The sequence below is a fragment of the Microbispora catharanthi genome (assembly GCF_006334915.2).
Classification (GTDB): domain Bacteria; phylum Actinomycetota; class Actinomycetes; order Streptosporangiales; family Streptosporangiaceae; genus Microbispora; species Microbispora catharanthi.
On sequence record NZ_VDMA02000015.1, the window covers coordinates 58,554 to 71,754 of the forward strand.

Annotated in this window: 9 protein-coding genes; 3 read left to right on the forward strand and 6 right to left on the reverse strand. The window is 70.5% G+C overall.

Annotation, left to right across the window (positions count from 1 at the left end; genetic code table 11):
- Positions 1–3: 3 nt before the first annotated feature.
- Together FH610_RS26090 and sigJ are read left to right on the forward strand one after the other, a co-directional pair.
- The gene (locus FH610_RS26090) at positions 4–390 is read left to right on the forward strand and encodes a DoxX family protein (RefSeq protein WP_139577464.1); all 387 of its coding nucleotides are present in this window, start codon (positions 4–6) and stop codon (positions 388–390) included.
- 28 nt (positions 391–418) lie between these two features.
- Positions 419–1,336, forward strand: a complete 918-nt coding sequence (sigJ, locus tag FH610_RS26095; RefSeq protein ID WP_139577465.1) for an RNA polymerase sigma factor SigJ — start codon at positions 419–421, stop codon at positions 1,334–1,336.
- A 62-nt stretch (positions 1,337–1,398) separates the two neighbouring features.
- Here sigJ and FH610_RS26100 read toward each other — a convergent pair whose 3' ends face one another.
- From FH610_RS26100 to FH610_RS26125, 6 genes are all read right to left on the reverse strand, one after another.
- Positions 1,399–4,458 carry a LamG-like jellyroll fold domain-containing protein gene (locus FH610_RS26100; protein ID WP_139577466.1) on the reverse strand — a complete coding sequence of 1,020 codons (3,060 nt, stop codon included), beginning with the start codon at positions 4,456–4,458 and terminating at the stop codon, positions 1,399–1,401.
- 290 nt (positions 4,459–4,748) lie between these two features.
- A complete protein-coding gene (locus tag FH610_RS26105; RefSeq protein ID WP_139577467.1) occupies positions 4,749–5,570 on the reverse strand; it encodes a carbohydrate ABC transporter permease in 822 nt (273 codons plus the stop codon).
- Positions 5,567–6,547, reverse strand: coding sequence for a carbohydrate ABC transporter permease (locus FH610_RS26110; RefSeq protein WP_139577468.1), 981 nt, complete (start codon positions 6,545–6,547; stop codon positions 5,567–5,569). Before FH610_RS26110 ends, FH610_RS26105 begins: the two co-directional genes overlap by 4 nt.
- 59 nt (positions 6,548–6,606) lie before the next feature.
- On the reverse strand, positions 6,607–7,890 hold the full coding sequence (locus FH610_RS26115; RefSeq protein ID WP_139577469.1) for a sugar ABC transporter substrate-binding protein: 1,284 nt from the start codon (positions 7,888–7,890) through the stop codon (positions 6,607–6,609).
- Between the two features lie 103 nt (positions 7,891–7,993).
- Positions 7,994–9,712: a carbohydrate-binding protein gene (locus FH610_RS26120; RefSeq protein WP_205826068.1), complete on the reverse strand. Its 1,719-nt coding sequence runs from the start codon at positions 9,710–9,712 to the stop codon at positions 7,994–7,996.
- Positions 9,713–9,848: 136 nt separating this feature from the next.
- On the reverse strand, positions 9,849–11,840 hold the full coding sequence (locus FH610_RS26125; RefSeq protein ID WP_205826069.1) for a glycoside hydrolase family 127 protein: 1,992 nt from the start codon (positions 11,838–11,840) through the stop codon (positions 9,849–9,851).
- 289 nt (positions 11,841–12,129) lie between these two features.
- On the opposite strand from FH610_RS26125, the gene FH610_RS26130 reads away from it, so the two are divergent.
- Positions 12,130–13,146, forward strand: a complete 1,017-nt coding sequence (locus FH610_RS26130; protein ID WP_205826070.1) for a LacI family DNA-binding transcriptional regulator — start codon at positions 12,130–12,132, stop codon at positions 13,144–13,146.
- The last annotated feature ends 55 nt before the right edge of the window (positions 13,147–13,201 follow it).

The following is a 13,201-nucleotide window of genomic DNA, read 5'->3' on the forward strand; positions in this document are numbered from 1 at the left end:
CCGATGCCGACCGCCTACGTCGTCACCGCTCTGGTGACCATCGCCTTCAACACGTTCTCCGGATTCGCGGCCATGACCCGGTTCGCGCCGATCATGCGTACCCTCGGCCCCGCGCTCGCCCGCGCCGGCGTGCCGGAGTCGTGGCTGGTCTGGCCGATCGGCGCGCTGAAGGCCCTGGGCGCGCTGGGACTCGCGCTCGGGCTGCTCGGCGTGCCCCTCGTCGGCACGGCCGCCGCCGCGGGCCTCGTCCTCTACTTCGTCTGCGCCCTGTACACCCATCTGCGCGTCGGCGACTTCTCGCCCCAGTTCTACCTGGCGATCGTGTTCCTCGGCCTGGCGGCCGCCACGCTCGCGCTCGATCCCGCCCTGGTGCTGCGCGCGACGCGCTGATCCGGTATCCGTAGCGGTAAGGAGTCCCATGATGCGTGAAACCCCCGCGGCCGACGCTTCCGAGGTGTTCGCCGGCCACCGCGAGTTGTTGTTCTCCATCGTCTACAACATGCTCGGCACGGTCGGCGACACCGAGGACGTGCTTCAGGAGACCTGGCTGGCGTGGGCGGCGCGGGATGTGGCCGGCATCGACAACCCCCGCGCCTACCTGGTGCGTGTCGCGGTCAACCAGGCCCTCGGTCACCAGAACGCGTTGCGCAGGCGCAAGGAGACCTACCTGGGCCCGTGGCTGCCGGAACCGCTGATCACCGGTCCCGACGCCGCCGAGCCCGCCGTACGCGCGGAGTCGGTGTCGATCGCGCTGCTGGTGATCCTGGAGACGCTCACCCCGCTGGAGCGGGCCGTGTTCGTCCTGCACGAGGTGTTCGCCTACCAGCACACCGAGATCGCCGCCATGCTGGACCGCAGCCCGACCGCGATCCGGCAGCTCGCCCACCGGGCCCGCGAACACGTACAGGCGCGACGTCCACGCGCCCGGGTCGACCGGCGTACGCACCGGGAGGTGACCGAGCGCTTCGTCGAGGCGGCGTTCGGCGGTGACCTGCCCGCGCTGATGGAGATGCTCGCGCCCGACGTCGTCCTGTGGCCCGACGGCGGAGGAAAGTCGGCTGTGGGCGGTCCACGTCCGATCCGCGGCCGCGACAAGGTCGCCCGGGTGGTCGTGGCCAACGCGCGCGGCGGCGTGGACATCCGGCACCGCCAGGTCAACGGCGACCCCTCCGTGGTCATCTTCGCGGAGGACGCGCCCCTCGCGGTGATGGTGCTCGACCTCGACGCGGGCGGGGAGCAGGTGCGTGACATCTACGTGGTCAGCAACCCCGACAAGCTCGGATCCGTCTCCGGCCACACCGCCGACCGAGGTTCGGAAACCCCAGAAACGAGTTGATGTGCCGCACGTCGAAGGGCCGGGCGCCCGGAGGACGCCCGGCCCGGCGACATCGGCCGGGTTTATCCGACGCGCTTCCAGGGACCGTTCGGGTCGCCTGGCTTCTGGTTGCGGGTCCACCACTTCGCCTGGTAGACGACGCCCTGGTAGTCCGCCCGGTCGCCGGCGACGAAGATCCGTGACGGGGTCCAGACAGCGGTGCCGTCCGCCGTGGTCACGATCTCCTGCCACGGGCCGTACGGATCGCCGGGGGTCTGGTTCTTCGTCCACCACGAGGCGCGCCAGACCGATCCGTGGTAGGACACCTGGTCACCGGTGTCGTAGACGGTGGTGGCGGCCCAGGCCGGCGGGTTGCCGATGACGATGGAGACGGTCTGCTCGGTGGTCAGCCCGTTCGTGCCGACCGCGTCGATCTTGAGCTGGTAGGTGCCGTTCGGGTAGGCGGTGGTGTCGACGACGAGGTTGGGGTGAAGCCCGTCGTTGTGGCTGCCGGGCGCCTTGGTGTTGTCGGTCAGCCAGACGCCGTCGCGGTTGAGCTCGATGTAGGTGTAGGACACGTCGGACGCCGTGCCGCCGAGGTCGACGGTGAAGGTCGGCGTGCCGGAGACGGTGGCGCCGTCGGCCACCGAGACGCCCTTGATCGTCAGGTAGGGCGCGAGGGTCCAGAAATGGTCGGGGACGGCGGCGTCGCCTGTCGCGGGCGCCGGGCTGGCGACGACCGTCGCGTTGCGTCCGTTGCCCGACGAGTCCGCGACGGCCGTTCCCGTGCTCTCGTCGAACGTGTAGCGCAGGACGTCGCCCGCGCCGGCCTGACCGGTCGCGAGGGTGGACACCTCGGACGCGGTCAGCGCGCGGCTGTAGACGTTGAAGTCGTCGACCGCGGCGGCCAGGTAGGGGTCCCCCGAGTACTGCGAGCGGCCGATCCAGTTCTGGGTGGTGGTGCCGAGGCTGGAGGGGTGCAGAGTCAGGTTGGTGTTGGTGCCCGCGACCTGGTCGTTGACGTAGAGGGTGCCGGTGGTGCCGGACACGGTCACCGTCACCAGCGACCAGGTGTTGAGCGGAAGCGTCGTCGTGGAGCTGATCTGCTGCTCCCCGCCGGCGCCGCTGGTCGTGATGGCGAAGCGGAGCCCGGTGTTCTTGTTGAGCGTCAGGAACATGTAGTTCGACGCGCCGGTGCCGAAGTCGAACACGCGCGACCACGTCGTGTTCTTGGCCGGGTTGACCCACGTCGAGACCGTGAAGTCGCCCGTGACGCCGCTCACCGCGCCTCGCGGCACGTTGACGTACTGGTTGGCTCCGGACAGCGCGACGGCCTTCCCGAGCTTGCCATCCACCCGGGTGCCGCCGATGCCGGAGGACGTGACGGTGGTGTCACTCCACTGCACGACCTGGCCGCCCGGGTCCTTGCTCATGCCGTCGACGGCGAGCACCAGACCCGTGTCGTAGTTCACGAGCTGGTTGTGGCCCTTCCCGTCGGGGACGACCTGCCAGAGCTGGGTGTTGCCGCCGGTGTCGGTCTCCACGACAGCGGACGCGCCGTTGCCGGACGAGGCGTCCTTCACCCCGAGCACCAGGCCACTGGCCGCGTTGACGACCTTGTACAGGCCGGAGCCGGTGGAGACCAGCTTCCACTTCTGCGTGGCGCCGCCCGCGACGGTGGCCTGGTTCACGAGGGTCCCGGCCGACGTCCCCGCATCGTGGGTGTCGAGCGCGAGCCCGCTGTTGAGATTGGTGATCCGATAGGTGCTCTCGAGGTCGGTCGCCGTACCGGCGCCGCTGATCACCAGGTGGTAGGCGTCGGCGGAGCTCATCGCCACCGGCACGGTGATGGAGCCGTCGGTCACCTGGTAGACGGTGTCGGAGATGGTGATCGGGCCGGCGACGGGGTTGGTGCGCCCGTACGACGGGGTGTACTCGAGCGTGGCGTGGACGGTGCCGCCCAGGTCGAGCTTGTCCAGCCCGTCGACCTTGACCGCGGTGGCACCGCTGCCGCCGCCGAAGACCACGCTGACCTGCTTCTTGTCGCTCGGCACGGCGGCGGCGCCGTCGAGGCCGGTCGTGGCGTTGGGCGGGGTGGTGGTGACCATGTCCCCGCTCATGTCGGCGTACCACTTGTAGAGCCAGTAGGCGCCGTTCGGGCTTCCGCCGGTGCCGGTCAGCAGGTCGCCGAGCGCGCCGTAGCCGTTCCAGAACGCGAGCTCGGCGTCATGGATGCCGTATCGCTCGAACTTCGCGATGTACCCCACCAGGGAGCCCGGGATGCCGACCTCGGAGGGCGCCGCGTACTCCTCGATCGCGATCGGGCGCGGGCTGATGCCGAGGTCCTTCATGATGGCGTTGACCTTGGCGAGGTCACCCACGATCTTGCCCGAGTTGATCAGTTCGTGCCAGGCGAGGATGTCGGGGACCGTGTCGGTCTCGACCGCGTTCCTCAGGAACTTCTCCATGTCGGTGATGTTGTCGGAGAAGCTCGGGCCCTGGATCGGCGTGGTCGGGTCGAGCGACCGCACCTGACGGAAGGTCTTCGTCCAGAAGTCCTCGTAGGTGCCGTTGGACGAGAGCCAGGTGTTGTCCGACTCGTTCCACAGCTCGTACGCCGCCATGTTCGTCGCTCCGGACGCCTGGACGGCCTTGACCTGTTGCTCCACCACGCCCGGCCAGGTGTCCCAGCTGAACTTGTACGGCCAGCCCGCGTAGTAGTCCGACAGGCGGTTCACGACCTTCGCACCCGCTCTGGCCGCCTTGTCGGCGACCACCAGCACGTCGCCCTTGGCCTGCTGCTTGCCGCCCACGGCCATCTGGACGAAGGTGTTCGGCTTGATGGCCTTGACCAGGGCGTCGGAGGGCGTCGCGTCGTCGGCGAGGCCGTACAGGGACCCCGTCGCGACATGCGTGACCGGGCGGAAAGGCTGGTCGGCCTGCACCACGAGCGTGGACGCGGGGACCGGCGCCGCGGCCGCGGCCGCGGGCGTGGGCGTGGGCGTGGCGGACAGGGCGGCTCCCGCGGCCGCACTCGTGAGCGCGGCCACCAGGGCCCCCATGCGGCGGGATGCGCCCCGGACCCGGTCGCGGCCACGGCGCGGGGCTGAAGCACCTCCCGGGGAGAATGCCGTTCGAGACATGGGTGCTACTCCTTTGCGTTGCGTGAACGAGGGGGCGTTCACATCCGTTGTGCGTCGTCTCGAAGGGCTCCCGGGCCGGTGCTGCGGGCACGAGATGTTAGCGCTAACATAACTGGAGCGCCGCAGGTGACGGCGTTCTTGGGGATGCGGGGCGCTTCCTCCGAGGGGCGGGACGGCAGGGGCCGGCCCGGGATCCCCTGACGTGTGGTGCTTACAGAGGCGACGGACGATCCGTGGCCCCTGTCAGCGCTCCTGTGGTGCGAGCGGGATCCATACCCGCACCAGAGTCCTCAGTCCTTGACGGCGCCGGCGGTGACGCCCGCGGCGACGTAACGCTGGGCGATGACGAGCAGCACGGTGGCCGGGATGGACGCGACCACGGCGGTGGCCATGATGGCGTTCCACTCCTGGTTGTTGTTGCCGATGTAGTGGTAGATCCCCAGCGTGATCGGCTGATGGCCGCCGCCCTGGTCCAGAGTGCTGGCGAAGACGAAGTCCGACCAGGCCCACAGGAACGCGAACAGCGACACGGTGATGACCGAGTTGCGGCTGACCGGCAGCACGACCGACCAGAACGTGCGGAATGCGCCCGCACCGTCCACCCGGGCCGCCTGCATCAGCTCCTCGGGAATGCCGGACATGAACGCGGTGAAGATCAGCACCGCGAACGGCACCGCCAGCGTGGAGTCGGCCACGATCAGCCCCGGCACGGTGTTCAGCACTCCGGTGCTCAGATAGATCGCGTAGAACCCCATCGCCATGATCACGCCGGGGATCATCTGCGCGATCAGCAGCACGAAGCTCAGCACTCCGCCGCCACGCGGGCGCAGCTTGGCCAGCGAGTAGGCCGCGGGCGCCGCGATCACCAGCGTCAGGGCCACGGTGCCCAGCCCCACCACGAGGCTGGTGGCGAGGTAGGGCCCCTGCTGCTCCAGCACCGCGCGGTACCCCTCCAGCGTCCCGTGGACGGGGAACCAGTACGGCGGCGACTTGCGCATGTCCTGGTCGCGGGTGAACGACACGTTGATCATCCAGTAGACCGGGAACAGCATGAGCGCGGTGAACACCACGCCCAGGCCGGTCCGCCACCAGGTGCGACGGGTCTGCGTCATGCCGCCCCCTGCCGTCGCTGCACGCGGATGTAGACGAGGCCGAAGACCAGCGCGATCACGATCAGCAGGTTGCCGACCGCCGCGCCGGGCCCGAAGGAGGGCAGGAGGTTGCCGAAGCCCAGCCGGTAGGACCAGGTGGCCAGCGTCGTGGACGCGTCGCTCGGCCCGCCCTTCGTCATGATCCAGATGATGTCGAACACCTTCAGCGTGTAGACCAGCCCGAGCAGCAGCGTGATCGCCGAGACCGGCCGCAGCAGCGGGAACGTCACCCGCCAGAACCGCTGCCAGCCGGTCGCCCCGTCCAGGGCCGCCGCCTCGTGGATGTGGGACGGGATCGCCTGCAGGCCGCTGTACAGCACGACGAGGTTGAACGGGATCCCGATCCAGATGTTGGCGATGGTCACCGACCACAGCGACCAGTCCGGGGACGTCAGCCAGTTGACCGGGTCGATCCCCACCGCCGCGAGCGCCGCGTTGACCACGCCCGACTCGCTGTTGAGCATCCACGACCAGGTCGAGGACGACACGATCAGCGGCAGCAGCCACGGCACCAGGAACAGCGCGCGCAGGGTCGCCGACAGCCGGAAGTTCCGGGTGAAGAACACGGCCAGGGCGAGCCCGATGGTGAACTGGAAGGCCAGCGACACCGCGGTGAACACCACCGTGTGCCACAGCGCCGGCCCGAAGGTGGCGTCGCGGACGACCTTCGCGTAGTTGGCGAGCCCCGTGAACGGCGCGTCCCCCTGCACGAACGACCGCACCGTGTAGTTCCGCAGGCTCAGGTCGACGTTGCGGTACAGCGGATAGACGTAGAACGCGAGCAGGTAGACCACCACCGGCGCGAGGAACGCCCACGCGGCCCACTGACCCGATCGCCGTGCGAACGCGCGGCGGCCGCCTCCGGCCCGTGACGCCGGGGCCCGCTCCCGCCGGCCCGCCGCGGTCGGCGGGGCCGGCGTCTGTGTTGCGTGTTTCATGCTTTCCTTCATCTGGACGACCAGAGGCGGGCCCGGAGACGACGCCCCGGGCCCGGACGCTACTGGACGGCGCTCGCCGCCGTGGCCTGGGCTGCCGTCAAGGCCTCCTGCGGCGGCTGCGACCCGCTCAGCGCGGCCTGCATCGCCTTCCACATGGGCTCGGAGATCTTCGGATACTTCGTGCCGAGGTTGTCGCTGGTGCGGCCCTTAGCGGCCTTGACCGCCTCCACCCACACCTTCAGCTCGGCGTTCTGCTCGACCTGCTTGGCCTGCACCTCCTCGGTCGGCGCGATGTACGACAGCGTGGTGTCGGTGGTGTAGGAGTTTCCGGTGCTGGCCAGGCACGTCACCAGCTTCTGGGAGGCGACGTAGCGGGCGGCGTCCTTCTGCACGGGAAGGGTGACGAACTCGCCGCCGGTCGGGGCGGGGGCGGTGCCGCCGTCCTTGGCGGGGATCGGGATGATGCCGTAGTCGAAGCCGGTCTTCTTGGCGTTGGCCAACTGCCAGGTGCCGTTCTCGCCGAAGGCGAAGTCCCCGGTCGCGAACTCCTGCCAGCTCGTGGTCTGGGTGTTGTTGATGACCGAGGTGGGGGCGTAGCCCTTCTTCACCCAGTCGGTCCACAGCGACAGCGCCGCCACGCCCTCCGCGGAGTCGAGCTTCGTGAGGTTCGCGCCGGAGCCCCAGAACCAGGGCAGGAACTGGAAGCTGCCCTCCTCGGTGCCGATCGCCGAGAACGTGATGCCCTTCTTGCCCGCCGCCTTCACCTTCTCCAGCGCGGCGGTCAGCGACGCCCAGTCCTTCACCGCGGCCGCGTCCACGCCGGCCTTCTTCAACACCCCCTTGTTGTAGTAGAGGGCGAGGGTGTTGGCCCCGATCGGGATGCCGTACGTCTTGCCGCCGAGCTGACCCGCCGCCAGCAGGTTAGGCGAGACGGTCGAGGTGTCGATCTTCGTCTCGTCGGTCGAGGTCAGCACCCCCGCCTCCGCCAGCGTCGAGACGACCGGGTTGTCCACGATCAGCACGTCCGGCGAGTTGCCCTGCTGGGCCGCCAGCAGCGCCTTGTTGGTCAGGTCGGTGGTGTCGTAGCCGGTCCGCTTGACGGTCACTCCGGCCTGCGTCCCGCACTGCGTGAGCAGCTTCACCCAGTCGGAGGAGTCGTCGAACTGCGGGTAGGGGTCCCAGATCGTGTAGGTCCCGCCCCCGGCGGCGGCCTGGCTCGCGCCCGCCGAGGAGGCGCCGGCGTCGTCGCCGGACGACCCGGAGCACGCGGTGAGACCGCCCGCGACGGCGAGGACCACCAGGCCCAGGCCGGCGGCGCGCCGGCCTCTGTCGAGGCTTTTCATATCGTTCTTCCTTTCGACGGCCGGCGTCCGGCCGCTGTCATCTCGTTCACCGGCGCGGGTCCACACGGTCAGGGCGCGAACCCGCGCGGCGGCTCAGGTCGGTTCAGGTGAGCTGGATGTAGTCCAGCTCGGCATAGCCGGTCCCGCCGCCGAAGGAGGGGGACCCCTTGGCCAGGCGGATCATGTTGTAGCCCGCCCGCAGGTTCACCGTGGTGCTGACCGTGGCGCCGAACTGGCCCCAGGCGGCGGTGGGCGGATAGCTGACCGTCGTCCAGGCGCCGCCGTTGTACGCCAGCCCCTGCGTGGCGGTCGCCCCGGTGGCGTTGGCGTAGCCGATGGTCATCGTGTACGCCCGGGCGGTGGGCACGTTCACCACGAAGTCGACGTAGCTGTCCGTGTTGTGATCACCGTTGTTGTTGTCGATGCGCCCGACGTAGCCGCCCTCGGACGCGCTGGAGCCGGTCAGCCGCTGGGCGCGGAAGACGGCCGCGTTCTCCGCCTCGTAGCGCTGCTGGTAGGACGGCACGCCGCTGACCGGCTGGATCACCAGGTTGTAGGCGCTGGTCGCCGACATGTTCGGCACCGGCACGCTGATCTGCCCATTGCTCACGGCGTACGTGCTCGTGGAGATGGTCGTGGGCGCGGTCACGGCGGTGAACCGGCCGTTCGCGGGGGTCGACTGCAGGGTCACCCGGACCGAGGAGCCCAGCGCGCCGATGCCGGTGACACGGACCGTGTTGGTGCCCGACTCGTTGCCGAAGACCACGTTGACGATCTTGCGGGTGGAGTCGTAGGAGGCGAAGCCGTCCAGCCCGGTCTGGGTGGCCGGGGTGGTGGTGACCATGCGGCCGGCCATGTCGCCGTACCACTTGTACAGCCACCAGGTGCCGGTGGGCTGGCTGTTGTTGACGACCAGCCCGTTCATGGTGCCGTATTCGTACCAGAACGCCCGGTGCGCCATCTCGACGCCGGCGCGCTCGAACTTGGCCACGTAGCTGGCGATGCGGCCGGGGACGTCAACTTCGCTCGTCGCGGCGTACTCGTTGATCGCGATGCGCCGTGGGCTGATGCCGAGCGAGGACTCCAGGGAGCGGTAGTCGGCGATGTGCGCGGCGATGGCGGTGGGGTCGCCCAGCTCGTGCCAACAGATGACGTCGGGCAGTGTGCCCGCGGCCTTGGCGCTGCTCAGGAACGACGACAACCAGGAGCGGTTGTAGTAGGAGATGCTCGGGCCGACGATCGGCGTCGTGGCGTCCAGCGCCCGGACCGCTCGGTAGGTGCGCGTCCACCCGTCGTTGAACGACCCGGCCGCGGAGGTGTTCCACGTCCAGTCGGGCTCGTTCCACAGCTCCCAGCCGATGACGTTGGTCACCGAGGTCGCGTTGATCCTGGCCCGGACCATCGTGTTCACCTTGGCCAGCCAGTCGTCCCAGCTCACCCACTGGTAGGGGAAGTTCGGATAGATGTCCGGCATCCGGACGAACTCCCCGGCCCCGACGCGGATGGCCTGCGGCGCCACGAGCAGCGAGTCGCCGCCGGGCGGCTGGCCGTTGGGCCTCTGGCCCACGCCGGGGGCGGGCTGCGTCAGCGAGTTGACCTTCAGCGGCAGCAGCGCGGAGTCGGCCGGGCGGCTGTTTTCCGCCAGGCCGTACAGACCGCCGGCCGCGACGTGGGTGACGGGCCGGAAGGGCTGCGCCGCGTTCACCGTCAGGGTGGCGCCCGCCGCCTCGGCGGGCGCCAGTGGGACGAGCGCCCCGGTCAGTGACACGGCCAGCGACACGGCCAGCGCGGACAACAGGGTCGCGCGTCGGGGTCTGCGCATCTACTTACCTCGCTCTTTCTGTGCTCAGGTGGGGGGTGGAGAGGAGGTGAAGCCGGGACCGCCCGCCCCGAATTCGGCGGCGCGCGCCGCGAGCGGTCCCTCTGTCGCCGCGGGCCGTACGCTGCGGCCCGCGAGGTCATTCCGTGGCGGCGACCGGGATCCAGACCCGCATCGGGCCCTCGCTCCGGTTGCCCCACATGAAGTAGGGCACCGCCGTGAGCGCGAACGACGTGCCCGGCCGCTCCCGCCTGATCCCGGTGGCGTACAGCGAGTCGCCGGTGCGGGCGACCAGCCCGCCCGCGTTGATCACGACCGGGATGTCCGGCAGGTCCTCGCGGTGACCTGATGTGATCGGAGCGGCGGGGTCGAGCCGCACGTCCTCCAGGACCGTGCCGGGCGGCAGGTCGGCCTGCTCCAGGCAGTACACGAGCGGGCCGCGCGCCAGGGCGACGCAGCCCCGCACCGCGTCCACTCGCGGATGCGCGCTCACCTGCCGGACCGGCATCTCCAGGTCGAGGACGACCGTCGTGCCCGGCGCCCAGGCCCGGGTGAGCCGGATGTAGCCGTCCCGTGCGGGGGCCATCACGGGGCCGCCGTCGATACGGACCGTGTACGCGTCGCACCAGGCCGGCACGCGCAGCGCGAGCGTCCAGGTGGCGGCGGTCTCGGAGGTCACGGTCAGCTCGATCCGGCCCTGCCAGGGGTATTCGGTGCGCACGTCCAGCCGTACGGCGGCGCCCGCGACCTCGGCGTTCACGCTGCCCGAGGCGTACAGGTGGATCTGCAGGCCGTCGTCGTGGGCGGTGGCCAGATAGCCGTGCAGCGAGGCCATCAGCCGGGCGATGTTGGGCGGGCAGCAGGCGCACGAATACCAGGGCAGCCGGCGCGACGCGGCCTCCTCACCCGAGCTCGCGTGTCCCGTGCGCAGCTGCAGGGGGTTGGAGTAGAAGAAGTGCCTGCCGTCGGACGACACGGCGGCGGCGACCGCGTTGTACAGCGCCCGCTCCATCTCGTCGGCGTAGCGGGCCCGGCCGGTGGCCAGCAGCAGCCGCCAGTTCGCGTGGACGCTCGCGATCGCCGCGCAGGTCTCGGCGTAGGCCCGGTCGGGCGGCAGCTCGTAGGGGTCGCCGTACGCCTCCTCGCGGTGGCGCGAGCCGTGCGCGCCGGTCACGTAGGAGCGCCGGTGGACGGCGTCCTCCCACAGTCGCTCGGCCGCGTCCAGCAGCACATGGTCGCCCGTCTCCGCGCCCACGTCGACCATCCCGGCCAGCAGGTAGAGCTGGCGTACGGCGTGGCCGGTGACCTCGCGGGCCTCCCGTACGGGCACGTGGTCCTGATAGTAGGCGGGCCCGAACCGCCCGTGCCCGAGCAGCCCCCGTCCGCGCAGGTCGAGGAACCGGCGCGCCAGGTCCAGATAGGGCCGGTGGCCGGTCAGCCGGTACAGCTCGGCGAGCGCGGTCTCGATCTCCGGATGCCCGCAGACCTCCTCGACACCGCCCGGACCGAACCGCTCCACCAGCAGGTCCGCGAACCGCCGGGCCACGGCCACCAGCGCGGGGCTCACGCCGGTGCGGGCCGCCGCCACCGCCGCCTGGAAGAGATGGCCGGCGCAGTACAGCTCGTGGCTCCAGTCCGGCTTGCGCCACCGCTCGTCCGGCGCGACGACGGTGAAGTAGGAGTTGAGGTAGCCGTCCGCCTGCTGGGCGCGGGCGAGCAACGCGACCGTGTCCTCCACGAACGACCGCAGCGCCTCGTCGCCGGACGAGGTGCCCAGCTCCCAGGCCGCGGCCTCCAACGTCTTGTGGACGTCGGAGTCGGCGAACCACATGCCGGCGAACGCCGCGTCCGACTCGCCCGCGGCGGCTCGGAGGTTGCCGATGTTCCCGGCGTGGTGCAGGTTGTCCACGCAGTGCGGCAGCGTGTCCTCGGCGTTGCGCCGCTGCCACCGCCCCAGCAGGCCTCCCGTGTCGAGACGGGCCTGGTCCGGGCTCAGCGGCCACAGCGCGGCGACCGCCCCGGGCCCCGGAGCGACCGGCCCCGCGGAATCGCCGAGGTCGGACGGGGCCGACGCCCGCATCGTCCCGACGCTGGGAGCGGCAGAGGTGTCTGACAACTTCTGCTCAGTCATGCCTCATCTTTCGTGGAGCAGCGGACGTCCTTCACGCCGCCGAGGAGTTTCCCGCTCACGGCGAGGGACGCGGGAAGTCCGCCGAGGCGGACCGCCCTGGTGACTGCGGAGCGAGAAGCCAGGGGCGTGTCGCCTGCAGTAGGAAACTAGGAAAACGATTGCCGTCACGGTATCCAACCGGCTTCCAGACCGTCAATAGCCCGTTTCCGCCTTGTTACAGGGGCTTCGGAGTCACACGTACGGCCTATAGAGTGGGACTCAGGCAACCCCCTAGGAAAGTGGAGGAAACGTGGGAAAGCTGGAGCGTCATGCCACGATCGCCGACGTCGCGGCGCTGGCCGGGGTGTCGGTGGGCACGGCCTCCAAGGCGCTCAACGGACGCGGATCGCTGCGGGAGGAGACCCGCATGCGCGTCCGGGAGGCGGCCCGGCAGCTCAGCTTCGAGGCCAACGCGGGTGCCCGGAGCCTGCACTCGGGCCGCACCTACACGGTCGGCATGATCACGACGGACACGATCGGGCGGTTCAGTATCCCCGTGCTGATGGGCGCGGAGGACGCGCTGGGCGCCGGGGAGATGTCGGTTTTCCTCTGTGACGGGCGCGACGACCCCATCCGCGAGCAGTACTACGTCAAGACCCTCCTCAGCCGCCGGGTCGACGGCGTGATCGTGACCGGCCGGCGCACCGAGGCACGGGCGCCCATCGGCGCCAACCTGCCCGTGCCCGTGGTCTACGCCTTCATCAGCTCGGCCGACCCCGGCGACTGCTCGGTGGTCCCGGACGAGGCGGGCGGCGCCCGCAAGGCGGTCGAGCACCTCCTGGCCGTCGGGCGCACCCGGATCGCCCACATCACGGGGCCCGAGCACCACAACTCCGCCCGGGTACGCGCGGCCGCGGCCGGCGAGCGGCTCACCGAGGACGGGCTGTCCCTGGTCGCTCCGCCCCTGTTCGGCGGATGGAGTGAGGTGTGGGGCCGTCAAGCCGTCGGCATCCTCCTGGCCGGCCGGACCGAGTTCGACGCCGTCTTCTGCGGCAGCGACCAGATCGCCCGGGGCGTCTGCGACGCGCTGCGGGCCGCCGGCCGCCGGGTCCCCCAGGACGTCGCCCTCATCGGCTTCGACAACTGGGACGTCATGACCGAAGCCTGCCAGCCGCCGCTGACCAGCATCGATCTGAACCTCGAGGGGCTCGGCCGGTCGGCGGCGGAGATGCTCCTGGCCGCCATCAACGGCTCCCCCTCCCCCGGCCGCCACGCCCACCCCTGCCGGCTCGTGGTCCGGGAGTCGACCACCGTACCGCTCCCGTGACCGGTTCGGCCGCTCCGCCGTACGGCGCGCCGCGCGACTCCGCGGGGTCGTGGAA